Source organism: Embleya sp. NBC_00896, assembly GCF_045207785.1.
Classification (GTDB): domain Bacteria; phylum Actinomycetota; class Actinomycetes; order Streptomycetales; family Streptomycetaceae; genus Embleya.
Genome location: NZ_CP108776.1, coordinates 3,091,763 through 3,115,038, shown reverse-complemented (window position 1 = coordinate 3,115,038; position 23,276 = coordinate 3,091,763). Strand labels below are relative to the sequence as shown.

The 23,276-nt window shown below is 72.0% G+C and carries 22 protein-coding genes, 1 tRNA gene and 1 pseudogene; 15 read left to right on the top strand and 9 right to left on the bottom strand.

All coding sequences use genetic code 11. From position 1 onward, the window contains the following. The first annotated feature begins 40 nt into the window (after window positions 1–40). The 5 genes and pseudogenes from OG928_RS13975 to OG928_RS13955 all read left to right on the top strand — a co-directional run bounded on the left by OG928_RS13975 (window position 41) and on the right by OG928_RS13955 (window position 5,861). A complete protein-coding gene (locus tag OG928_RS13975) occupies window positions 41–1,552 on the top strand; it encodes a NuoM family protein (protein ID WP_406283551.1) in 1,512 nt (503 codons plus the stop codon). A gap of 1 nt (window position 1,553) precedes the next feature. Further along, complete coding sequence (locus tag OG928_RS13970; protein WP_406283549.1) at window positions 1,554–3,083, top strand: NADH-quinone oxidoreductase subunit N; 1,530 nt, start codon at window positions 1,554–1,556, stop codon at window positions 3,081–3,083. A 170-nt stretch (window positions 3,084–3,253) separates the two neighbouring features. Beyond that, window positions 3,254–4,114 carry a zinc metalloprotease HtpX gene (htpX, locus tag OG928_RS13965; RefSeq protein ID WP_406283547.1) on the top strand — a complete coding sequence of 287 codons (861 nt, stop codon included), beginning with the start codon at window positions 3,254–3,256 and terminating at the stop codon, window positions 4,112–4,114. Window positions 4,115–4,307: 193 nt separating this feature from the next. Then, window positions 4,308–4,705, top strand: a pseudogene (locus tag OG928_RS13960) (YccF domain-containing protein). 172 nt (window positions 4,706–4,877) lie between these two features. After that, window positions 4,878–5,861: a glycosyltransferase family 2 protein gene (locus OG928_RS13955; protein ID WP_406283546.1), complete on the top strand. Its 984-nt coding sequence runs from the start codon at window positions 4,878–4,880 to the stop codon at window positions 5,859–5,861. Between the two features lie 186 nt (window positions 5,862–6,047). On the opposite strand, the gene OG928_RS13950 is transcribed toward OG928_RS13955, so the two are convergent. After that, entirely contained in the window at window positions 6,048–6,536 is a 489-nt protein-coding gene (locus tag OG928_RS13950) for a YajQ family cyclic di-GMP-binding protein (RefSeq protein WP_406283544.1), read from the bottom strand. 174 nt (window positions 6,537–6,710) lie between these two features. Here OG928_RS13950 and OG928_RS13945 point away from each other — a divergent pair. The 3 genes from OG928_RS13945 to OG928_RS13935 all read left to right on the top strand — a co-directional run bounded on the left by OG928_RS13945 (window position 6,711) and on the right by OG928_RS13935 (window position 8,501). Further along, window positions 6,711–6,793: transfer RNA gene (locus tag OG928_RS13945), tRNA-Tyr, on the top strand. A gap of 224 nt (window positions 6,794–7,017) precedes the next feature. Beyond that, complete coding sequence (locus OG928_RS13940) at window positions 7,018–7,614, top strand: guanylate kinase (protein WP_406283542.1); 597 nt, start codon at window positions 7,018–7,020, stop codon at window positions 7,612–7,614. Further along, window positions 7,611–8,501: a DUF1932 domain-containing protein gene (locus OG928_RS13935; RefSeq protein ID WP_406283540.1), complete on the top strand. Its 891-nt coding sequence runs from the start codon at window positions 7,611–7,613 to the stop codon at window positions 8,499–8,501. The genes OG928_RS13940 and OG928_RS13935 overlap by 4 nt, the downstream gene beginning before the upstream one ends. A 151-nt stretch (window positions 8,502–8,652) precedes the next feature. Here OG928_RS13935 and OG928_RS13930 read toward each other — a convergent pair whose 3' ends face one another. Together OG928_RS13930 and OG928_RS13925 are read right to left on the bottom strand one after the other, a co-directional pair. Further along, window positions 8,653–9,258 carry a hypothetical protein gene (locus OG928_RS13930; protein WP_406283539.1) on the bottom strand — a complete coding sequence of 202 codons (606 nt, stop codon included), beginning with the start codon at window positions 9,256–9,258 and terminating at the stop codon, window positions 8,653–8,655. Continuing rightward, a complete protein-coding gene (locus OG928_RS13925; protein WP_406283537.1) occupies window positions 9,255–9,761 on the bottom strand; it encodes a SigE family RNA polymerase sigma factor in 507 nt (168 codons plus the stop codon). Before OG928_RS13925 ends, OG928_RS13930 begins: the two co-directional genes overlap by 4 nt. A 206-nt stretch (window positions 9,762–9,967) precedes the next feature. On the opposite strand from OG928_RS13925, the gene OG928_RS13920 reads away from it, so the two are divergent. After that, window positions 9,968–11,143 (top strand): NAD(P)/FAD-dependent oxidoreductase, encoded by a 1,176-nt coding sequence (locus tag OG928_RS13920; protein ID WP_406283535.1) that lies wholly within the window; start codon window positions 9,968–9,970, stop codon window positions 11,141–11,143. Between the two features lie 71 nt (window positions 11,144–11,214). On the opposite strand, the gene OG928_RS13915 is transcribed toward OG928_RS13920, so the two are convergent. Continuing rightward, window positions 11,215–11,607: a hypothetical protein gene (locus tag OG928_RS13915; RefSeq protein WP_406283533.1), complete on the bottom strand. Its 393-nt coding sequence runs from the start codon at window positions 11,605–11,607 to the stop codon at window positions 11,215–11,217. Window positions 11,608–11,771: 164 nt separating this feature from the next. Between OG928_RS13915 and OG928_RS13910 the strand changes: the two genes are divergently transcribed. Continuing rightward, the gene (locus OG928_RS13910) at window positions 11,772–12,794 is read left to right on the top strand and encodes an NUDIX hydrolase (protein WP_406283532.1); all 1,023 of its coding nucleotides are present in this window, start codon (window positions 11,772–11,774) and stop codon (window positions 12,792–12,794) included. 19 nt (window positions 12,795–12,813) lie between these two features. Here OG928_RS13910 and OG928_RS13905 read toward each other — a convergent pair whose 3' ends face one another. The 5 genes from OG928_RS13905 to OG928_RS13885 all read right to left on the bottom strand — a co-directional run bounded on the left by OG928_RS13905 (window position 12,814) and on the right by OG928_RS13885 (window position 18,269). Further along, window positions 12,814–13,257, bottom strand: a complete 444-nt coding sequence (locus OG928_RS13905; RefSeq protein WP_406283530.1) for a nuclear transport factor 2 family protein — start codon at window positions 13,255–13,257, stop codon at window positions 12,814–12,816. Window positions 13,258–13,426: 169 nt separating this feature from the next. Next, window positions 13,427–15,004: a beta-N-acetylhexosaminidase gene (locus OG928_RS13900; RefSeq protein ID WP_406290958.1), complete on the bottom strand. Its 1,578-nt coding sequence runs from the start codon at window positions 15,002–15,004 to the stop codon at window positions 13,427–13,429. A 121-nt stretch (window positions 15,005–15,125) separates the two neighbouring features. Further along, a complete protein-coding gene (locus tag OG928_RS13895; RefSeq protein ID WP_406290956.1) occupies window positions 15,126–15,956 on the bottom strand; it encodes a carbohydrate ABC transporter permease in 831 nt (276 codons plus the stop codon). Window positions 15,957–16,012: 56 nt separating this feature from the next. After that, a complete protein-coding gene (locus tag OG928_RS13890) occupies window positions 16,013–16,972 on the bottom strand; it encodes a carbohydrate ABC transporter permease (RefSeq protein ID WP_406283528.1) in 960 nt (319 codons plus the stop codon). 4 nt (window positions 16,973–16,976) lie between these two features. Then, the gene (locus OG928_RS13885) at window positions 16,977–18,269 is read right to left on the bottom strand and encodes an extracellular solute-binding protein (protein WP_406283526.1); all 1,293 of its coding nucleotides are present in this window, start codon (window positions 18,267–18,269) and stop codon (window positions 16,977–16,979) included. A 333-nt stretch (window positions 18,270–18,602) separates the two neighbouring features. Here OG928_RS13885 and OG928_RS13880 point away from each other — a divergent pair, with 333 nt between their 5' ends. From OG928_RS13880 to OG928_RS13860, 5 genes are read left to right on the top strand one after another with little or no spacing between them, the layout of a single operon-like run. Beyond that, window positions 18,603–20,150 carry an amidohydrolase family protein gene (locus OG928_RS13880; protein WP_406283524.1) on the top strand — a complete coding sequence of 516 codons (1,548 nt, stop codon included), beginning with the start codon at window positions 18,603–18,605 and terminating at the stop codon, window positions 20,148–20,150. Between the two features lie 10 nt (window positions 20,151–20,160). Beyond that, entirely contained in the window at window positions 20,161–21,030 is an 870-nt protein-coding gene (locus OG928_RS13875; RefSeq protein ID WP_406283522.1) for an IclR family transcriptional regulator, read from the top strand. After that, a complete protein-coding gene (locus OG928_RS13870) occupies window positions 21,027–21,590 on the top strand; it encodes a hypothetical protein (RefSeq protein WP_406283521.1) in 564 nt (187 codons plus the stop codon). Before OG928_RS13875 ends, OG928_RS13870 begins: the two co-directional genes overlap by 4 nt. Window positions 21,591–21,601: 11 nt before the next feature. Next, window positions 21,602–22,225 carry a hypothetical protein gene (locus OG928_RS13865; protein ID WP_406283519.1) on the top strand — a complete coding sequence of 208 codons (624 nt, stop codon included), beginning with the start codon at window positions 21,602–21,604 and terminating at the stop codon, window positions 22,223–22,225. 47 nt (window positions 22,226–22,272) lie between these two features. Then, window positions 22,273–23,247: a sugar kinase gene (locus OG928_RS13860; protein WP_406283517.1), complete on the top strand. Its 975-nt coding sequence runs from the start codon at window positions 22,273–22,275 to the stop codon at window positions 23,245–23,247. Window positions 23,248–23,276: the final 29 nt, after the last annotated feature.

Below are 23,276 nucleotides of genomic sequence, written 5' to 3'. Positions count from 1 at the left end.
CCCCTCGACCGACGCCCCCTCATCCCCAGGAGACCTCGCGGTGAGCGTCGTGCTGATCCTCGTCGTGGCCGCACCGCTGCTCGGTGCCGCCGCGCTCCTGCTGCCCGGGATCGGTGATCGTGCCGCCCGCCTGATCGGGGTCGCCACGACCGCCGCGACCCTGATCGGCACCGTCGCCCTCGCGATCGGCTTCGACCGCGACCGCGGCATGCAGTTCGAGACCGACGTCTCGTGGGCGCCCTCGCTGGGCCTGCGCTTCCACCTCGGCATCGACGGCATCTCGCTGCCGCTGCTCGTGCTCACCGCGCTGCTGACGCTGCTCGTCGCCGTCCACAGCCTGTGGAACATTCCGCCCGGCGGCAGCTCCCGCGCGTTCGTCGCGCTGTTCCTGCTGCTCGAGACCGGCATGCTCGGCACGTTCGCGGCGCTCGACCTGATCCTGTTCTTCCTGCTGTTCGAGGTCGTGCTCGTCCCGATGTACTTCCTCATCAACCGGTGGGGCAGCCCGGGCGAGCGCGGTCCGGCCTCGTACAAGTTCATCCTGTACACGCTGCTCGGCTCGGCCGTGATGCTGCTCGGCTTCCTGCTGATCCAGGCGAAGACCGGCACGTTCGACATGGTCGAGCTGGCCGACCGGCGCGGCGCGGGGATGTCGCACAGCGTCCAGGTGCTCGCGTTCCTGGCGATCGGGCTCGGCCTCGCGGTCAAGGTGCCGATGTGGCCGCTGCACACCTGGCTGCCCGACGCGCACACCGCCGCGCCGACGGCCGGGTCGGTGCTGCTCGCGGGCGTGCTGCTGAAGATGGGTACGTACGGCCTGATCCGGGTCGCGGTGCCGGCGCTGCCGGAGGGGGCCGAGACGTTCGCGCCGTATCTGGCCGCGTTCGGCGTGGTCGGCATCGTGTACGGCTCGCTGGTGTGCCTGGCGCTGCTGCGCGACCCGGACGGCGACCTGAAGCGGATCATCGCCTACTCGTCCGTCGGCCACATGGGCTTCGCGCTCCTGGGCATCGCGACGCTCACCCCGCAGGGCATCAACGGCGCGCTGTTCGTCAACATCGGCCACGGCCTGGTCACCGGCCTGCTCTTCTTCCTGGCCGGCGCGGTCAAGGACCGGCACGGCACGGCGCTGCTGGGCCGACTGGGCGGGGGGATGTACGGGCGGACGCCGCGTCTGGGCGCGCTCGTCGCGTTCGGCGCGGTCGCCGGGCTCGGGCTGCCCGGGCTCGCCGGCTTCTGGGGCGAGCTGCTCGCGATGTACGGCGCGTACGAACCGGGCGCCGGGTTGTCCACCGGCGCCTACCGTACCTTCCTGGTCCTGGCCGGCCTCGGCACCGTGCTGACCGCGGCGTACATGCTCGGCCTGGTCCGCAGGCTGTGCATGGGCCCCGTGGAAGACCCGGTGGAGGGGCGACCGGCCGTGGACGTCACGGGCCGGGAGATCGCGGTGTGGACCCCGCTCGTGGCACTGACCCTGGTCGCCGGGTTGTGGCCGGCCTCCGTGCTCGCGATCACCGACCCGGCCGTGCGTGCCCTCATGGGAGGCAGCTGACATGCCGTCCGACGTCCAGTCGATCGACTGGCTCGCGATCGCTCCGGTGGTGGCCGTCGCCGGAGCCGCGCTCGTGGTGCTGCTCGCCGACCTGTTCCTGACGGGCGCGCGCAAGGCCGCGCTGCCGTGGCTGACCCTCGCGGGCCTCGGCATCGCCCTGCTGCTGTTGCTGCCGTTGCACCGGGACGACGACACGGCGCGGGGCACGTTCTGCTCGCCGTCCGGCTGCTCGTACGTGGTCACGGACCTGACCCTGGTGCTTCAGCTGGTGCTGCTCGGCTCGGCGTTCGTGGTCGTGCTGCTCTCGATGCCGATGACGAGGCCGGACCCGGACGGCGACGCGGGCGACGAGGGCGAGGTACCCGGCGGCGAGTACCACTTCCTGCTGCTCTCCTCGGTGGCCGGCGCGGTCGCGCTGGCCGGCGCTCGCGACCTGCTGACCCTGGTGGTCGCCCTGGAGACGCTGTCGCTGCCCGCGTTCGCGCTGGTGGGCCTGCGCCGGGACGGGCACGGCGGCGAGGCCGCGCTCAAGTTCTTCCTGCTCTCGGTGGCCGCCACGGCGGTGATGCTGTTCGGCGTGAGCCTGGTGTACGGGACCACCGGCAGCGTGCACCTGGCCCGGATCGCCGACGACCTGGGCCGGCTCGACCCGCGCCTGGAGACGGTGGCCGCGACCGGCGCGGTGCTGACCCTGGTCGGGTTCGCGTTCAAGGTCGCGGCGGTGCCGTTCCACTCGTGGGTGCCGGACACCTATCGCGGCGCGCCGATCCCGGTCGCCGCGTACCTGTCGGTGGTCTCCAAGACGGCGGGCTTCGCGGGGCTGCTCCTGGTCGCGGGGATCGCGTTCAGGCCGTACGCGCACATCTGGGGCCCGGCGCTGGCGGTGCTGGCCGCCGTGACGATGACCGCGGGCAACGTGGCCGCGTTGCGCCAGACCGACGCGGTGCGGCTGCTCGCGTGGTCCTCGATCGCCCAGTCGGGCTATGTGCTCGTGCCGTTCGGGACCGCCGCCGGGCAGGGCGAGGAGCTCGCCGACACGCTGCCGGCGGCCGTGGCCTACCTCGCGGTGTACGCGGTGATGAACCTCGGCGCGTTCGCGGTCGTGACGCTGGTCGCGCGCGAGCGTGGCGGTCTGGTCTCCGATTACCAGGGGCTGTTCCGGGCGCGGCCGATCGTGGCCCTGGGGATGGCGTTCTTCCTGCTCTGCCTGGCCGGCATCCCGCCGGGTCTGGCCGGGCTGTTCGCGAAGGTGACCGTGTTCCAGGCGGTGATCGGGTCCGGGACCGGGTGGCTCGCGGTGGTGATGGCGGTCAACGTGGTGATCGGCCTGTACTACTACCTGGCCTGGACGGCGCGGCTCTTCGCCCCCTCGGCGCCCGGGCTGCCGAGCCCTTCCGACGGCGCCGGGACCGCTCGGACGCCGGTTCCGCTGGTCGCCGCGCTCGTGGTCACCGGGGCGCTCGGGGTGTTGCTCTCAGTCGCGCCACAGGTGGTTCTGCACGTCCTGACGGTGCCCGGTCTGCTCGGCTGACCTGCGGTTCCGCTGCCGGGGCGGGGGGTTACCCCCGCTCCGAGAGGGAACTCTGCGTGGCGTTGTTCCGTTGCGAAAGAAGAGACAACGGGCAGACAAAGGGCAGAGGCGACAAGCCGGCTCATATATCCGCATGTCGCCCCCGGAGACGTTTGCGAGAGGACTCTGCCGTGCACCGCCAGCACAACGGACTGAAGACCGCCGTACTGCTCGGTGGGATGTCCGCGCTCATCATCGTCATCGGCAGCTTCTTCGGCCGGACCGGGCTGATCATCGCCCTGTTCGTGGCCCTCGCGACCAACGGCTACGCCTACTTCAACAGCGACAAGATCGCCCTGCGCTCGATGCGCGCGCGCCCGGTCAGCGAGGCGGAGAACCCCGAGCTGTACCGGATCGTGCGCGAGCTCTCGAACGACGCCCGGCAGCCGATGCCGCGCCTGTACATCTCGCCCACCGAGGCGCCGAACGCGTTCGCGACCGGCCGCAACCCGCGCAACGCGGCGGTGTGTTGTACGACCGGCATCCTGCGCATCCTCGACGAGCGCGAGTTGCGCGGAGTGCTCGGGCACGAGCTCTCGCACGTCTACAACCGCGACATCCTGATCGCGTCGGTGGCGGGTGCGCTCGCGAGCGTGATCATGTTCCTGGTCAACTTCGCGTGGCTGATCCCGTTCGGCCGCAGCGACGACGACGAAGGGCCCGGTCTGTTCGGCTTGCTGGCGATCATGATCCTGGGCCCGCTCGCGGCGAGTGTCATCCAATTGGCGGTCAGCCGCTCCCGTGAATATCAGGCGGACGCGTCCGGGGCCCGGCTCACCGGCGACCCGATGGCGCTCGCGAGCGCGCTGCGCAAGTTGGACGCCGGTACGCAGGCGCGGCCGCTGCCGCCGGAGCCCAAACTGCAGACGACCAGCTCGCTGATGATCGCCAACCCGTTCCGGCGGGGTGCGGGCGGGATGAGCAAGCTGTTCTCGACCCACCCGCCGATGGCGGACCGGATCGCGCGGCTCGAGACGATGGCCGGGCGCTGAGGGCGGGGGCCGAGGCCAGGGGCTGAGGTTGGGGGCTGAGGTGGGGCGCCGAGGCCGGGCGCCGAGGTTGGGCGTTGAGGCGAGGCGTTGAGGCGAGGCGCTGAGGTCGGGCACGTCGAACAGACCCGACGATCAGCCTTCCGGGCTATGCCAGGTCCTGTCTCGGGGGCGCGAGCCGGGGTAGAAGAGCACCGTGAAGACTGTCCTGAACATCATCTGGCTCGTGTTTTCCGGTCTGTGGTTGGCCATCGGCTACGCGATCGCCGGCATCGTCTGCTTCCTGCTGTTCTTCCTCGTGGTGACCATCCCGCTCGGCATCGCGTCCTGGCGGATCGCGGCGTACGCGCTGTGGCCGTTCGGCCGGCGGGTCGAATGGCGTCGTGACGCGGGCGCCGGGTCGATGCTCGGCAACATCCTGTGGATCGTGCTGTTCGGCTGGCGATCATGCACCTGGTCACCGGCTTCCTGCTGTGCCTGACGATCATCGGCATCCCGCTGGGACTCGCCAACTTCAAGCTCATCCCCGTCTCGCTGACCCCCCTGGGCCGCGAGATCGTCTCGACGAACGACCCGCGCTACGTCGGCGTCTAGACCCCACCTGCAGGCCCGCCCGCACGCAGGGTGGGCGCACTGAGCCCGGATAGGCCAATTCGGTGATCTCGTACGAGGGAGAGCCGCGCCAACCGCTGTAGCCGCGCCCCCGGTGTGTCGATATGTGTCGGTACATCCTGTAGGCCCCACATCGGGAAGCGCGGAGGTTGCCGTGGCGGCGACGGTCAGTGTCATCGTTCCGACCCGCGACCGTACGGCCCTGCTGGCCGATGCCCTGCGCAGCGTGGCCCTCCAGGGCACACAGGGCATCGAAGTCGTCGTCGTCAACGACGGCGGCGCGGACGTCGCCGGCGTCCTGCCGCTCGGCGTCCGCGGCATGACCGTGCGGCTGCTGTCCTTCCCCCGCTCGCGTGGTCCGGCCGCCGCGCGCAACGCCGGCCTGGAGGTCGCCACGGGCCGGTTCGTCGCCTTCCTCGACGACGACGACATGTACCTGCCCGGCCACCTCGACCGCGCACTCGCCGCGCTGGAGCGCACCGGGTCCGACGCCGTGTACGCGGACTGCGTCCTGAGCGGCAACCGGACCGTGCCGGGCGAGACGCCGACGGGCAGCCCGTACCGCTACGACTTCCCGTACGACCCCGACATGCTCTCGGTCGCCAACTTCGTACCGACCACCGCGGTGGTCGCGCGCAACCCCGCGCACACCGCGCCCGCGTCGTGGTTCCGGTTCGATCCCGAGCTGCCGATCCTGGTCGACTGGTCGCTGTGGCTGCGCCTGGTGCACGACCGCGGCTGGTCGTTCGCGCGGCTGTCCGAACCGGGCGTGGTCTACCACCGCTCGCCCATCGACGCGCGCCTGACCGGCGGCGCGGCGGCGCACATCACGTCACTGGCCCTGTACGAGGACACCTACCGCACGATCATCGCCCGCTGGCCGGTCCCGCCGACCGGCCGCGTCGCCCGCTTCCGCCGGCACGCCCTGACGATGTTCGCGATCGCCCACGAACAACTCTCCACCGGCGCCCACCTGGCCCCGTTCGCCTACGAGGACGCCCTGCGCGTCCTGCACGCGGGCTTCACCGGCCGCCTGGACGAGGACACCGTCCCCGCCCGCCTGACCGCCGTCCTGACCGGCACCGACACCCTCACCATCAACCCCTGCGGCCCACTCGTCGACCGCGTCCAACTCTGACGACCCGGCTCCGCCGGTCCCGCCCCGCCGGTCCCGCCCCGACGGTCCCGCCCCGACGGTCCGGGCCGCCTCGTCCCTCGACCGCACGGACCCGCGGCCCGGCCGGGAACGACACGAACGTGTCCCTCACGACCGGGCCGCGACGGCGGACCGCGATCCGAACCTCGATCAGCGGCGATTCACGAACTAGCGGTAGTTCACGAACTGCAGGGCGAAGTCCAGGTCCTTGCCCTTGAGGAGGGCGATGACCTCCTGGAGGTCGTCCCGGTTCTTGGACGAGACGCGCAGCTCCTCGCCCTGGATCTGCGCCTTGACGCCCTTGGGGCCCTCGTCGCGGATGATCTTGGAGACCTTCTTCGCGTTGTCCTGGGAGATGCCCTCCTGGATGGATGCGAAGATCTTGTACTCCTTGCCGGACGCCTTCGGCTCACCGGCGTCGAGCGACTTGAGCGAGATGCTGCGCTTGATCAGCTTGCCCTGGAACACGTCGAGGATCGCGTTGACGCGCTCCTCGGAGTTGGCGCGCATCTCGATCTGCTCGCCGGTCCAGCCGATGTGCGCGCCGACGTTCTTGAAGTCGAACCGCTGCGAGATCTCCTTCGAGGTCTGGTTCAGCGCGTTGTCGACCTCCTGGCGGTCGACCTTGGACACGATGTCGAAAGAGGAGTCAGCCAAGGCTCGGAATCGCTTTCTGTGGGATCTGAGTGGGAGGGAAGGCAACCCCTCCAGCCTAGAGCGTCCCCCGGAACCCCGACCCCGACCGCGCCCCCACCCGCCCGAACGAATACCGAGTGGCGAACCACCCCGGGAGGTCCGCTATTGTTGTCGTCGTCGCCGCAAGGCGAACACGGCGGGTTGCCCGAGCGGCCAAAGGGAGCAGACTGTAAATCTGCCGGTGTATGCCTACGTTGGTTCGAACCCAACACCCGCCACACCGAGACGAAGGCCCCTGACCAGCGGAAACGCGGTCGGGGGCCTTCGTCGTTCCACGGCGCGGGCCGATGGTTCCGGAAGTTGCGGGGCCGGGACGGCTACGCTTCCGGGGTCGATTCGCAGATGTGACCCCGCCGGACCACACCTCTCGTGGACGACCGCCACGGAGCGGGCGTTTCGTTCGGGGGTCGTTCGTGGGACACGCTCTCTTGGGAGGCCGGTGGTGACGTTCTCGGCCGTCGTTCTTTACGGCCCACCCGCGGTCGGGAAGGACACGATCACTGAAGCGCTGACCCGCGTGGACGCGTCGTTCGTCCATTTCCGGCGGCTCAAGGTCGGTCCGGGGCGCTCTACCGGCTACCGCATGACGGACGCTCGCACGCTGGCCGGTCTACGCCGCCGCGGGCTGATCGTGCACGGCAACCGGCGGTACGGCGCGGAGTACGCGACGGACAAGCCGGAGCTTGACCGGCTGACTTCGGGGGATCGGATCCCCGTCGTCCACGTGGGGCAGGTAGCGGCGTTGGCGGCCCTCGCCGCCTACCCGGCGAGCTGGACTCGCGTGTTGCTCTGGTGCCCGAAGAGCGTCACGGCACAGCGGTCGGCAGGCCGCGGCGACTCCGACAGCGGCGCGCGAATGGCGGCGTGGACCGAGACCCGCGCAGATCTCGAATCGCACCGCGACGTGTTGTGGTCCCTGATCGTGCGGACCGACCGCACATCGCCCGCCGATGCGGCGGCATCGATCCGTCGGGCGGTCGCGGCGGGCGCACCCGACGCGTTCGCCCCGACAGCCCTCCTCGGGGAGGCCGCTGGATGACAACGGTCGGAATCCTTCACCCGGGCAGCATGGGTGCGGCCGTCGCCGGTGAGCTGAGCGGTCGAGGTATCACGGTCCTTTGGTGTCCGGAGGGGCGCGGCTCGGCCACCAGGCAGCGAGCCGAGAGGTTCGGCCTCCGGCCTGTCGGCGGACTCGAAGAACTGGTCGGACTCAGCACACACGTGATCTCGCTGTGTCCTCCGGACGCGGCTGAAGACGTCGCACGGTCGGTCGCCGAGCAGGAGTTCACGGGCTGCTACGTAGAGGCCAACGCCGTGAACCCGGAGCGCATGGGGCGCATCGCCGCGCTCCTTCAAGGACGCGGCGCCTCTGTGGTCGACGCGGGCGTGGTCGGCTCGCCGCCCTCGGAGAATCGATCACCGCGCCTTTACCTGTCGGGCGAGTCGGCGGATGTCGCCGACGTCGCGGCGCTGTTCGCCGACACCCGTGTTCAAGCACGGAGCCTGCCCGGCGGGATCGGACAGGCATCCGGGCTGAAGCTGTCGTACTCGGCCTACCAAAAGGCGAGCAGAGCGCTTGCCGCGGTGGCGCACGCGATGGCTGACGAATACGGCGTCGGCGCGGAGCTGCTCGACATCGCCCACCATCATTCGGCGCGGCATCTCGCCGACCTCGCCTACACCGCCGACGTAGCGGCCAAGGCGTGGCGGTGGGAAGCGGAGATGCGGGAAGTGTCGTCGGCTCTGAAGGCGGCCGGGTTGCCTGCCGCGATGGCCGTCGGTGCGGCCGACGTCCTGTCGCTGTGGGCAGCCGCGAAGGATGCCGACCTCGATCCGATCGAGGCGATCGGACGGCTACGCGCCGCACCGTCCGACTGCCCGGAGACGGCTGTGACCGGCGCAAACACCCCGGACATCATCGAATGACGCCGTCCGCCCCGTCCGTTGCCCGCAGGTGAAGGACGGCTGACGCACCGGGATGTCCCAGTGGCCCCTGTACTGCGTTACCGCAGTACAGGGGCCGTTCTTTTGTTCGAGGTTCGAGGTTCGAGGGGTGCCCGGTGGGGGCGCCCCCGGGTCAGTCGCAGAGCGGGGGGTTCTCGATCGGGGTGAGGGTGATCGGCCGGTCGAGGTAGCCGGGGGCGTCGAAGCGCAGGTGGTCGGGTGAGGTCGGTGTCGCGTAGCCGGGCAGGATCGGGGGGCCGGAGTTGGGGCCCTGGGGGCCGGGGAGGCCCGCTGGGGTCTCGACGAGCGTGTCGGCCCGCCACATCCGGCCGGCGAAGGGCAGATAGCCGAGGCCGCAGTGCGCGCCCCAGTCGACCGGGTACGCCTGCCCCGGCACCGCCGCGCGGCCCGGGTCGACGGGCGATGTCCCCGGTGTCACCGTGCGCCGGGCCAGTGCGGGCGCCGAAGGCGTGGCGGTGGTTGCCTCGATCGTGGTGGGGGCCGCCGCCGGCCCGGTCGTGCCGCCGCCGGAGCCGCCCGCCGAGACCGAGACCGACAGCGCGACCGCGACCGCGACGGCCGAGCAGGCCAGTACCCCGGCGACCGCCCCGACCGCCCGTCGCCGGGCCCGGCTCCGGCGGATCACCTCGGCCACCGGAGCCGCCCCGATCCGTTCGCCGTCGACCAGGTCCCGCATCCCCGCGCGCAGTCGCTCGGTCGCCATCTCGTCACCGCTCATGCGTTGTTCTCCTTCCGCTCCGTGTCCAGCCCGGCCCGCGATTTCAGCTGTGCCAAGCCTCTGGCCGTCCGGGACTTCACCGTTCCGGTACTGCAACCGATCAGTTCCGCCGTCTCCGCGACGCTCAAGTCCTCGTAGAACCGCAGCACCAGCACCACCCGCTGCTCGGATGGCAGGGCCGCCAGCGCCCGGGCCAGATCGACCCGCTCGCTCCACCCGCGGGCCGGATCGGGACCGGCCTCATCGGGCAGCACGCCGTGCGGGGTCTCGCCGCGCCAGCGCCGCCGCCACCAGGATCCGTGCACGTTGACCAGGACCCGCCGGGCGTACGCGGCGGGATCGGCCCATGCTTGATGTCGGGGCCAGGCCGAGTAGACCCGCAACAGCGCCGTCTGGGTCAGGTCCTGGGCGATGTCCCGATCGGCCGTGAGCAGCAACGCCGTGCGCAGCATCCGCGGATACACCGCGTGCGCGAATCTGGTGAACTCCGCGTCCCGCTCCACCTGTTCCCCCTACGCCTGCCGCCGCTTCCACGACTCTGACCGCCTGGGGGTCGCGCCGGGTTCCATCCCGGGGCGGTGCGCGATGCCCGCAAATCTTGTGACCTGGTTCACATTCGGCGACTGTCACGTCCGGGCGGGGCCGCTTGTCCCATGGGCGTCACCAACGGCAGATCGCCGAGGCGGTGGCGCGAACACGGGAGTGAGCGATGAGGATCGAACATCGGATCGTGGTCCTGGGCGCCGGGTACACCGGCATGATGTGCGCGATCCGCCTGGCCCGGCGCACGCGCCGCGGTGGCGCGGCCATCACGGTGGTCAACCCCTCGGACCGGTTCACCGAGCGCCTGCGCATGCACCAGGTGGCCGCCGCTCAGGAGTTGGCCGTGCACCGGATCCCCGACCTGCTCGCCGGGACCGGCATCACCTTCCTGCGGGGCCGGGCCGTCGCCATCGACCCCGAGCGGCGCGAGGTCGCGATCGACGGCTCGCGGTCGATCGCATACGACACCCTCGTGTACGCGCTGGGCAGCTCCGCCGACACCCGCGCCGTCCCCGGCGCCGACCGGCACGCCTACACGCTCGACGACCCGCGGACCGCGGGGCGCTTCGCCACCCGTCTCGGGGAACTGGCGGCGACCGGCGGCGCGGTGACGGTCTGCGGCGCCGGGCTCACCGGCGTCGAGGCGGCCGCGGAGATCGCCGAGAGCCACCCCGGTCTGCGGGTCACCCTGATCGGCCGGCACGAGCCCGGCGCGATGATGGGCGCCAAGGGACGGGCGTACCTCCACCGTTCGCTGGAGCGCCTGGGCGTCACGCTGCGGGTCGGTGCCGCGATCACCAAGGTGCTGCCGGACGCGGTCGAGCTGGCCGGGGGCGAGTCGGTGCCCTCGGACGCCTGCCTGTGGACCACCGGCGTGCGCGTGTCCCCATTGGCGGCCGAGGCCGGCATCGCCGTCGACGAGCATGGCCTGATCGTCGTCGACGCCACCCTCCGGTCGCGGTCCCACCCGGAGATCCACGCGATCGGGGACGCGGCCGCGGTCCACCAGGCCTGGGGGCGGATCCACGGCACCTGCCAGAGCGGCATGCCCACCGCCGCCCACACCGCCGACGTCATCGCCCGGCAACTGCGCGGCAAGGCCGGCAAGCCGTTCCGGTTCGGATACGTCCACCAGCCGGTCAGCCTCGGCCGCCACGACGCCGTCATCCAGTTCACCCACGCCGACGACACGCCGCGCCGCTGGTGCCTGACCGGCAAACGCGCCGTCGCCTACAAGGAGATGGTCAGCGGCAGCCCGCTCAAGGCCTACCGCCTGAGCAAGCGGGTCACCGTCGGCATGTCCCTGTCCAAGGGCGGCCGCGCCACCCGCAAGGCCGCATAGCGCGGCAGACCCCGACAGCCCCCGGCGCGTCGTGTCGACGTCCGGGGGCCGCCGTCGTGGCTGCGGTGCGGTCAGAACTGCTCGGGCAGCTCGCGCATCGGGGTGGTGAGGCCCTGGATCGTGTCGGCCGCGTTGGTCGTGATCTCGTGACCGGTGCCCTGTGTGATCGACCGGTCGGCGGCGGGCATCGCGCTGTTGAGGCCGGCGTCGGTCGCGGGAGAGGCGCCGAGCACACCCGGCTCCAGGGTCTCCTTGGCCGGGGCCACGATCGTGTCGGTGGCCGGCTCGTCGATGACGTCGGGGACGGTGGGCAGGCCGTAGTGCTCCGTGTCCGGCTGGGTGATGCCGGCCAGGCCGGGGGGCGTGGGGGTCGCCTGGGCGGAACCGGCGGCGAACAGCGGGATCACGCCGACGGAGGCGAGCAGCGCCGCCTGGGCGAGCCGACGCGGAGGGGTGAGCGACATCGTGCTCCTCGGGATTGCGAGGGGTGGGCTTGACACCCCTATATCTGTCGAGGGGCCCCAAAGGTTGCGATCCATTGGGCCGGTAGTCGAGCCGAGCACGCGGGCCGGCCGACCGGTCGGCGAGGATGGGCTCGACGGCGACGGCGTACGAGACGGGGGAACGGATGAGTGTGGACGGTGCCGACGAGCCGGTGACCCAGGAGCTGATCGACTACTGCGCGAGCCTGCCGGGCGTGCTCGTGGGCGCCTCGGTGCTGCTGCGCGACCGGCACGGCGGGCTCGTGGTGGTCGAGCCCAACTACAAGCCGGGCCTGGACATCCCCGGTGGGATGGCCGAGCCGGGGGAGTCCCCGCACGAGGCCGCGGCGCGCGAGGTGCGTGAGGAGATCGGGCTCGATCTCACCGTCGGCAGGCTGCTCGCCGTGTGCACCACCACGGCCGAGACGTTGGGCCGGGTCGTGCTGGACTTCGTGTTCGACGGGCCGACGCTGACGGACGAGCAGGTCGCCGCGCTCGCGCCGACCGACGCCGAACTCGACGCGGTGTTCGTACTGACGCCCGACCAGGCGCTGCCGCGCTTCGCGCCGCGCACCCGGCGGCGGATCTCGATCGCCCTCGAGGCGTACGCGTCCGATGCCTGCCTGTACGCGGTCAACGGCCGCGAGTACCGGCCGCCGAAGCATCGCGTATGGCACGAGAACGAGGCCGTCCCCGCCGGCACACCCGTCGGCCGCGCGGCCGGCTGGCTGTTCGACCCCGACGGTCGGGTTCTGCTCGTGGGGGACCCGGACGGCGGGTACGCGCTGCCCGGCGGCGGCGCCGAGCCCGAGGACGTCGACGCGCTCGCGACGCTGGCGCGCGAGGTCGCCGAGGAGGCCAACGCGGTACTCGGCAAGACCGCCCACGTGGGCTACCTGTCCGACCCGGACGGCGGCGACGTCAGGTCCCGTACCGCGGCCCGGATCGTCTCGCTCGGCCCGCTCGAGCCCGACCCCGCGACCGGCTGGTCGTGGAGCCGCGCCCTGGTGACTCCGCGTCGGGCCGCCCGGCTCCTCGGCGCCGGCTATCAGGCCCGGCTGCCCCAGGCGTTGGCCGCGCAGCGGATCGCCCACGAGCACCTCGGCGTGCCGATCCTGGACGACGACAGCCGCGTCGAGGTCCCGCCGGAGGGCGTCACCTTCGAGTGAGCACCGCGGGGAGCGCCACTCACAACGCGTGGTTCAGATGCCGGCTCAGGTCGCCCACATAGTCGGTGATCATGTGCCGCCCGGTGAACCGCCAGCCGTCCTCGGCCCGTTCGAACGAGTCGTGGTAGCGGCCGGTGAAGATCGGCTGGAGTGGGAGGTCGGCCAGCGACTGGAACACCGTGACGTAGCTGCGGCAGGTGCCCGTGCCCGCGTCGTCGTCCACGTCCAGGACCAGGTTCGTGGTCACGTGCCGGGTGTGCGGGGTGCCGTTGTCGGGGTAACGGCGAGTCCACGCCTCGTACATCCCGCGCACCGCGTCCGCGCCCGTGACCCGTACGTCCTGGCCCTCGGACGTGATCGTGGCGTGCGCGAACAACGCGCCCACGCCCGCGTAGTCGCCGGCGTCGATGCGCTCGGCGTACAGCCCGATCAGGTTCGGAATCGCGTGGTATCCGGACAGCATGGCGATGACCTCTCGTCGGCGCGGACCGCGGGGCAGAGACCCCCGGGCGAGGACCCCCGGGCGAGGACCCCCGGGCAACGCCCCCGGGCAAGGACCGCTGGGCAAGGATCGCGGCGCAGGAGACCGCGCGGCCCCGGCCCAAGCTCGCCCGACCGTAGCTGACGAAGCGTCAGATGTCTCTGATGTCCTTCGTCAACTCCAGCAACTCCGCCGCACGATCCGCACGTTCCCGCGGCCACCCCACCGCGTCCGGCCGGGTCTGCCACGGATGCGGACCGGTCGCGGGCCGGTACTCGACGCCCAACGCGTCCAACCGGGCCAGATGCGCCCCGGCCAACCGCTCCGAGAACTCCGCGAAGTCGCCCGGCCCGGACCACACCGCCTCGGCGAACGCGCACAGCCGCGGGAACGCCATGTAGTCGATCCGCCGGGCCGAGTCCATGTGCTCGGTCCAGATCTGCGCCTGCCCGCCCAGCACTCGCGCGCCCTCCGCCGCCGACAGCGCCGCCGGCACCGGCCTGAACGCGTACACGTCCGCGATGGTGAGCAGGATCCCGACCGGGGTCGGCTCGTCGTCGGCCTCGCCCTGGCGATAGTCGAGGTACACCGACGTGTCCGGGCACGCCACCACGTCGTGGCCGGCCCGCGCCGCCGCGATCGTCCCGTGTTCCCCGCGCCACCCGCCGATCAGCGCGTCGGCCGGCACCGCCGAGCCGCCCGCGAGGACTTCGTCCCACCCGAACATCCGCCGTCCGTGCGCGGCCAGCATCGCCGCCAACTCGGCCACGAACCAGCCGCCGAGCGAGCCCGGATCGGGATGCCCCATCCGCTCCCACGGCCCGGTCGGCACCTCGTCCCCGCCGATGCACACGAACCGCGACGGGAAGATCGCGCACACCTCGTCGAGCACGTCGCGGCAGAACCGCAGCGCCTCGTCGGTGGGCGCCAGCACGCCGTCCGAGAGCCCGCCCCACCGGGTCCGCACCCCCTCGACCGGAACCGCGCCCAGCGACGGGTACGCCGCGACCGCGGCCTGCACGTGCGCCGGCAGGTCGATCTCGGGCACGACCGTGATGTGCCGCTCGGCCGCGTACGCGACGATCTCGCGCAGATCGGCACCGGTGTAGAAGCCGCCGTGCGGACGGTCGTCCAGCACGTCGTGCTGCCGGGACCCGCGCATGCTGCCGGTCCGCCACGCGCCCACCGAGGTCAGCCGCGGCCACCCCGGGACCTGCACCCGCCAGCCCTGATCGTCCGTCAGGTGCAGGTGCAGCACGTTCAACCGGTGCACCGCCATCAGGTCCACGAACCGCAGCACGTCCTGCCTGGGCAGGAAGTGCCGGGCCACGTCCAGCATGACCCCGCGCCACCCGTACGCGGGCGCGTCCTCGATCACGCCCGCCGGGATCGGCCACGGCCCCGTCGACACCCGGCCGCGCCGAAACGCGTCCGCGGGCAGCAACTGCCGCAACGTCTGCAACCCCGCGAACACCCCGGCCGGCGAGCCGCCGCGCAGCTCGACGGCATCGGCCGTGACCTCCAGGCGATACCCCTCCGCCGGCAGCGCACCCGGGTCGAGGGCCAGCGAGATCCCGGGACCGGCCCCCAGGAAGCAGCCCGTGGCCGGCCCGAGCGCGCCACGCAACCACGCGGCCTCGCTCGCGAGCTCCGGCGGATGGGCCAGCCCCGTCGCGGGCGTCAGCGCGAACACGCCCGCCCCGGGCGAGACCCGGGCCGGTCGCGGCACGACGGCGACGGCCGAGGGGGCCACCGACACCGAAGCCGAGCCCGAGCCCGAGCCCGAGCCCGAACCCGAACCCGAACCCGAACCCGAGCCCGAACCCGAAGCCGAAGAGGAAGTCACCGAATCAGTCCTTCACCGCTCCGCCGAGCCCCGAGACCAGGTGCCGCTGAACCAGCACGAAGAAGATCAGGACCGGAATCGTCATCAGGGTCGAGGCGGCCATGATGCCGCCCCAGTCGTTCTCGTCCGGCTTGAAGAACACCATCAGCGCGGCCGGGAGCGTCTGATGGTCGGTGTCGAGGATGAACGTCTTCGCGAACACGAAGTCGTTCCACGCGGTGATGAACGAGAACACCGACGTCGCCGCGAGCCCGGGCGCCACCAGCGGGAACAGGATCCGCCACAGGATCGTGAACCGGTTCGCGCCGTCGATCCGCGCGGCCTCCTCCAACGACTCCGGGATCGCCTTGACGAACCCGCGCAGCATCCAGATCGCGAACGGCAGCGAGAACGCCAGGTTGACCAGCATCAGCGAGCCGAGCGTGCTGAGCCCGAACGCGGGCGCGGCCGTGCCGATGTCGCGGACCAGGAAGAACAGCGGGATCGTCAGCGCCTCGACCGGCACCATCTGGGCGACCAGGAACATCACCAGGATCGTGGTCCGGAACTTGAAGTCGAACCTGGTCAGCGCGACCGCCGCCAGGAACGACACCAGGCCGGACAGCACGACCACCACGGTCGCCACGATCAGGCTGTTCAGGAAGTAGCCGCCGAAGCCGCTGACCCCGAACGCGTCGCGAAAGTTGTCCAGCGTCGGGTGCCAGGTCCACGGGCGCGGGTCGACGGAGTTGATCTCGCCGTCCGGCTTGAGCGCCGAGAGCACCATCCAGTACAGCGGGAACACCGTCAGCAGCGCGATCACGATCGCGGTCGTGTTGGCGATCCGCCGGGACACGACCCGGCTGACCTTCGAGCGACGGATCCCACCGGGACGAACGGCAGAGGTACGGTTCACAGCTCCTCCCCGGAGCGACGCAGCGCGCGGATGTAGAAGACCGTGACCGTGAGCAGGATCAGCGTCATCAGCACACCGATCGCCGCGCCCAGGCTGTAGTCCGAGGACGCGAACGCCTTTTGGTACGCGTACACGTTGAGCACGAGGTTCTGGCCGGCGATGCCGCCGCCCCCGGTCATCACGTAGATCTGGGTGAAGACCTTGAAGTCCCAGATGATCGACTGGATCACCACGATCGTCAGGATCGGCCGCAGCATCGGCAGCATCACCCGGTGGAAGGTCTTCCACGTCGACGCGCCGTCCAGCCGGGCGGCCTCCAGGACCGAGACCGGGATCGACTCGATGCCCGCGTACAGCGAGATCATCACGAACGGGAACGAGTGCCACACCACCACGACGCCGACCAGCGCGAACGCGGACCACTTGTCGTAGAACCAGTTGTGGCCCTGCATTCCGAGGACCTCGTTGACCAGACCGAGGTTGGTGTCGAACAGGAACATCCACACCGTCGAGCCGGTCATCGCCGGCGCCGCCCACGCGCCCAGCGCGGCGAACATCAGCAGCAGCCTGGGCCACTTGCCGATCCTGGTCAGCAGCACCGCGAGCGCGGCGCCGACCGCCAGCGTCGCCAGCACGCAGGCCGCCGCGAACACCACGGTCTGGAACAGCACGTCCCAGAACTGATCGTCGTCGAGGAGGGTCGTGTAGTTGTCGAAGCCGACGAACTCCGCGACCTCGCCCGCCGACGCCTGCGGCTGGCCGAACTCCAGGAAGGAGAGCAGGCCGAGCTGGTACAGCGGGTAGCCGAACAGCGGGATCAGGATGACCGCCGACGGCAGCAGCAGCCAGAACGGCATCCACGAGCGTCGACGCCCGGACTCGGTCTTGTTCGCGCCGCCGCGCGGGCGGACCGGGGCCGGCCGGTCCGCCCGCGCGGGCGTGGTGGTGGCGGTCACCGTGCTACTTCCCGGCGAACGCGTTGTCGATCGCGGTCTTCGCGTCGCCCGTCGCGCCAGGGACGTCCGACTTGCCGGTGACGACCTTCTGGAACATGGTCGGCACCACGGCCAGCGAGTCGATCTTGGCCCACGCGGCGTCCTTCGGGACGAACCTGGTGCCCGCGTTCAGGGTGTCGACGAACGGCTTGAGCCACGGGTCCTTCGCGACCACGTCGCCGCGCGCGGACGCGAGCGTGGGCAGGTTGCCCATCGCGTCGAACATCTGGAGCTGGTACTTCTTGCCGCCGAGGATCTTCATGAAGTCCACCGCGAGCGAGCGATGCCGCGACGAGTTCATCACGCCGAGGTCGTTGCCGCCGGAGAAGGCCGGCGCGATCGTGCCCGGGGCGTTGCCCGGCAGCGGGACGACGGCGTACTTGCCCTTGGCCGCGCCCGCCTCGACCGCGCTGCGCGAGGAGTTCGGCAGGATCGCCATGCCCGCGGTGCCCGCCGCGAATGCCTCCACCGTCTTGCCGCCGGTCAGGTCGGCGCACTGCTGCGGCGGACAGATGTCCTTCGTGAACAGGTCGGTGTACGCCTTCACGCCCGCCTGCGACGCCGGCGTGTCGATCGCGGCCTTGTAGCCGCCGCTCGCCTGGGTGGCGATGTCACCGCCGTTGGCCCACAGGAAGGGCAGGCCGCCGAAGGTGTACTTGCCGCCGACCGCGATGCCGAGCATGTCGGGCTTGGCCGCGCGGACCTTCTTCGCGGCGTCGACCAGCTCGACGTAGGTGGTGGGCGGCTTGATGCCGAGCTCGGTGAACACGTCTGTGCGGTAGTACAGCGAGCGCACGCCCAGCCACCACGGCAGACCGTACGTCTTGCCGTCGACCAGCGTCGTGTCCTTGAGGTCCTTCGGCAGGTCGCCCGCCTCCGACCACGAGGCCAGATCCCCGGAGATGTCCGCGAGACCGCCGGCGGCGACGTAGCCGAACAGGTCGGTGTTGCCGAACTCGACCACGTCCGGCGCGCTGTTCGGGTCGTTGAAGGCGCCCTTCATCTTCTCGGCGCGCGGACCGGCGTCGGTGGGTATGTAGCCGATCTCGACGTTCACCTTCGGGTGCGCGGCCTTGAAGTCGGCGACGGCCGCGTTCACGACCTTCTCCTTCGGCGCGCGGTTGGCCTCGTCGTACAGCCACACCTTGAGCGTGCCGGTCTGCTCGTCGGCGGACTTCGACTTGGACGCCGTGCCCGGCGCGCACGCCGCCAGCGCGATTCCGGCCACTGCAACGGCGGCCAAACTCCGGATCTTCACGACAATTCCTCCTGCGGCGAGGCAGGCCGGAGCGACCGCGGGCGATGCCGCGACCCGAGGGTCGGCCTGTGGGACTGGGCGTCCGGATCAATCGACACGAACGGGCCGCAAGCGTAAACATCCGGTGCGGCGTGAGCGGGACGTTAGAAAGCGGCGCGTGCTCCCGACAAGGCGTCCCGCCGAACGTTGTGCATTGCAAAACTGTGTGCTGCGAAAGTGGCACCGGATGCTCACGGACACGTAACGTCCCTGCTCGGTCGACCCATGGGCCGGCTCCGCACGCTCGGACACACTCGGGCGCGGATGGATCACGAAGGGTTGAGGAGGGCTCGCGTGTACGACGTACTGCTGCGCGGCGGCCACGTGCTCGACGGCACCGGCGCCCCCGCCCTCCGGGCCGACGTCGCCGTCACCGGCGACCGGATCGGCGCGATCGGGCGGCTCGACGCGGCCCGGGCGACCACCGAGATCGACGCGACCGGCCGCTACGTATCCCCCGGCTTCGTCGACGCGCACGTCCACGGCGACGCCGCCGTGCTCGACCCGGACGTCCAGCTCGCGGCCCTGCGCCAGGGCGTCACCACGTTCGTGCTCGGCCAGGACGGTCTCTCCTACGCCCCCGCCACCCCCGCCGCGCTCGCCTACGTCACCCGCTACTTCGCCGCGATCAACGGCACCCACCCCGGCCTCGGGGACGGGCCGGTATCGGTCGCCGACCTGCTCGCGACCTACGACCGCAGCACCGCGCTCAACACCGCCTACCTCGTCCCGCACGGCACCGTCCGGCACAGCGTGCTCGGCCCGACCGCGCGCGCCGCCGGGGCGAGCGACCTCGCCGCGATGACCAAGGCCGTGGAACAGGGCCTGGACGAGGGCGCGTGCGGGTTGTCCACGGGCCTCGAATACGTGCCGGGCCGCTATGCCGACAGCGCCGAACTGGCCGCCCTGCTCCGGCCGGTCGCGGCCCGCGGCCTGCCGCACGTCTCGCACATGCGCGGCTACGAGTCGGCCGCCGGACCGGCCATGCGCGAGATGCTGGACGTGGCCCGCGCGGCCGACGTCGCGACCCACGTCTCGCACTACCACGGGCCCGCCGCGGAACTGATCGCGATGGTGGACCGGGCCCGGGCCGAAGGGCTCGACCTCACCTACGACGCGTACCCCTACCTGCGCGGCTGTAGCATCCTGGCGATGGTCGCGCTGCCTCGCGACCTCGACGACCCCGACCCCGACCGGGTCGTCGCGGCGCTGGCCGAACCCGCGACCCGGCGCCGGCTGGCGGCCGAGGTGGACCCGGCCCTGTGGCCGCGGATCACCCTCGCGCACGTGCCCGCCGCCGACTTCCGCTGGGCCGAGGGCCGCCGGCTCGTCGACGCCGCCGCTGAGGCCGGCGCGGGCCCCGCCGAGTTCTGCGCCGACCTGCTGATCGCCACCGACCTGGTCGCGGGCGCCGTGTTCGACCAGCCGCCGACCAACAGCGACGAGTCGGTCCGCGCGCTGCTGCGCCACCCGGCGCACGTGGGCGGCTCGGACGGCATCTACATCGGCGGCAGCCCGCACCCGCGCGGCTGGGGCGCCTTCGCCCGACTGCTGGCCCGACACGTCGTCGAACTCGGCGACTGGACCTGGGAACAGGCCGTCGTACACCTCGCGTCGCATCCCGCACGCCGCTTCGGCCTGACCGACCGGGGCCTGCTCCGGACCGGCCTGGTCGCCGACATCGCGGTGATCGACCCGGCCCGGGTGGCCGACCTCGCCGACTACGGCGACGCCCGCCGACCCGCGGCCGGCATCGACGACGTGCTCGTCGCCGGTGTGCCCGTACTCTCGTCCGGAGCCCTGACGGGCAACACGCCCGGGCGCCCGGTCGGACCGTCCTGAGGACATGCCAGTGAGTACTCCCGAGCACGGTGTCGAAGACCCCGTCGGCGCAGCACCGATCGACGCACCACCGGTCGGCACGGCACCGATCGAAGAACCGGCGGGCCCCGCACCGCAGCGCAACCAGTCCGCCTCCCTGCGCCGCGCGCTCGCGGTGCTCGAACAGGTCCGCGACCACGCCGGATCCGACGGCCTGAGCCTGACCGAGGTCGCCGAGGCGCTCGACCTGTCCAAGAGCACCGTGCTGCGCCTGGCCCAGCCGCTCCTGGACACCGGTCTGCTCGCCCGCGACCGCCGGCACGGCCACTTTCGGCTCGGCCCCGGCGCGCTCGCGCTCGGCCAGGCCTACCTCGCCGGCATCGACCTGCGCACCGCCGCGGCCGAGCAGGCGCACCGGCTGATGCGCGAGGCCGGCGGCACCGTGCACATCTGCGTGCCGGACGCGCCGCACATCGTCTACATCGACAAGGTCGAGAACGAGACCGCCGTACGGATGGCCTCGCGGATCGGCAGCCGCGCGCCGATGTACTGCACCGCGGTCGGCAAGGCGATGCTCGCGTGGCTGCCCGAGGAGGTGTTCACGCAGGTGGTCGACGCGGGCATGCCCGTCGTCACCGCCCGCACCCTGACCGACCCCGGCCTGCTGCGCACCGAGCTCGCCCGGATCCGCAGCCGCGGCTACTCCGTCGACGATCGCGAGAACGAACCCGAGGTCCGTTGCGTGGCGGCGCCTATCTTCGACCACAACGACGTCGTGATCGGAGCCCTGTCGGTCTCCGGCCTCACGTCCCGCGTCACCGCCGCACGGGTCCGCGAACTCGGACCCGCCGTCGCGGCGGCCGCCTTTCGCGTATCGCGCACCCTGGGAGCGACCCGATGACCCTCGACTCGTACACCAAAGGCATGTGGTTGCCCTACGGCGAGCCGCTGACCGACGACGAACTCGGCGCCGCCGGCGAGAGCCTGTTCGACGGCCCGTTCACGTGGCCCGTCATGGTCGCGCGCCGGTCCGTGCTGATCGCGAACGTCGCGACGATGGCCGAGTACACCGAGCGGCACGGCGTGTTGTTCGCGCCGCACGGCAAGACCACGATGTCGCCCGAGCTGTTCGCCGAGCAACTGGCCGCGGGCGCGTGGGGGATCACCGTGGCGACCGCGAACCAGGCGCTCGCCGCACACCGTTTCCGGGTGCCGCGGATCATGATCGCCAACGAGGTGCTCGACGAGAAGGTGCTGCGCTGGGCCGCGACCCGCCCCGACCTGCTCTTCCACGTCGACTCGCGGGCCGGCGTCGAGGTCGCGGCCGCGGCCCTCGCGGCGGTGCCCGGCGGCCGGCTGTCGGTGTTGATCGAGCTCGGCCGCGCGGGCGGGCGGACCGGCTGCCGCAGCGTCGCCGAGGGGTCGAGCTGGCGCGCGCGGCCGCCGCCGTGCCGGGCCTGACCGTGGCCGGCGTGGCCGGCTACGAGGGCGGCCTGCCCGACGCCGAGGCGGTGTCCGCGTGGCTGCGCGAACTCGCGTCGCTGGCCGACGAGATCGCCGACCTGGTACCCGGCGAGCCGATCGTGTCGGCGGGCGGCAGCGCGTGGTTCGACACCGTCGTGGACGTGCTCGCGCCCGGCGGCAAGCCGCTCGCCGGCCGCCGGGTCATCCTGCGCAGCGGCGCCTACGTCTCGCACGACGACGGCTACTACTCGCGCGTGACGCCGTTCGGTCGACACCCCGAGGAGGGCTCGCTCGTGGGCGCACTGGAGGTGTGGGCCCAGGTGCTCTCCGCGCCCGAGAAGGGCCTGGCGATCCTCGGCGCGGGCCGCCGCGACGTGCCGTTCGACCAGGACCTGCCGGTCCCGCTGCGGGTGCGCGCGCTGGACGGGACGCTGCGCGCCGCGGGCGGGGCGCGCGTGGTCAAGCTCGACGACCAGCACGCCTACGTCGAGCTCGGCGACACCGACCTGGCCCCGGGCGAACTGGTCTGCCTGGGCGTCTCGCACCCCTGTACGGCCTTCGACAAGTGGCGCGCGATCCCGGTCGTGGACGACGACCACCGCGTCGTGGACGTCCTGAACACGCACTTCTGAGCCCGAACCCGATGCCACCGATGACGCGAATCACGCGAGAGGACCCCATGACCGCCGAACCCCGGGAAACCCCGGACGTGGTCACGCTCGGCGAGACCATGGTGCTGCTCACCGCGCCGCGCATCGGCCCGCTGCGGCACGCCCGCACGCTCGACGTCGCGACCGGCGGGGCCGAGTCCAACCTCGCGATCGGGATCACCCGACTCGGCCGGCGGGCCGCGTGGATCGGCCGGGTGGGCGACGACGAGTTCGGCCGGCTCGTGCTCGCCGTGCTCGGCGGCGAGGGACTCGACACCCGCGGCGCGGTCGTCGACCCACAGGCGCCGACCGGGCTCATGGTCAAGGCCCGGCGCACGTCCGCGGCCACCGACGTGCGCTACTACCGTGCGGGCAGCGCCGGTTCGCGGCTGTGTCCCGACGACGTGGACCCCGCGCTGGTGCGCTCGGCCCGGGTCCTGCACGTCACGGGCATCACGCCGGCGCTGTCGGCGACCGCGCGCGCCGCGGTCCGCGCGGCCGTCGCCGAGGCCGCCGCCGCCGGCGTCCCGGTCTCGCTCGACCTGAACTACCGGCAGGCGCTGTGGTCGGCCGAGGAGGCGGCGACCGAGCTGCGCGCGCTCGCGACCGGCGCCGACATCCTGTTCGCGACCGAGAGCGAGGCCCGCCTGGTGCTCAAGGCGTCCGACCACACGCCGGTCGCCGACCTGGCCCGCGACCTGTGCGCGCTCGGTCCCGCGCAGGTGTTGCTCAAGCAGGGCGCGCGCGGCGCGCTGGCGATCGTCGACGGGGTCCGCCACGACGTCCCGCCGCTTCGCGTCGACGCGGTCGACCCGGTCGGCGCGGGCGACGCGTTCGCCGCCGGCTACCTCGCCGAACTGCTCGAGGGCGGCTCGGTCGCGGAGCGCGTGGCGACCGCCGCCGCGGCCGGGGCCTTCGCGGTCACCGTGCCCGGCGACTGGGAGGGACTCCCGCGCCGGGACGAACTCGGCCTGCTCCGGCTGGACGACGCGGTCGCCCGCTGAAGCATCGGCCCACATACCATTCCGCAATC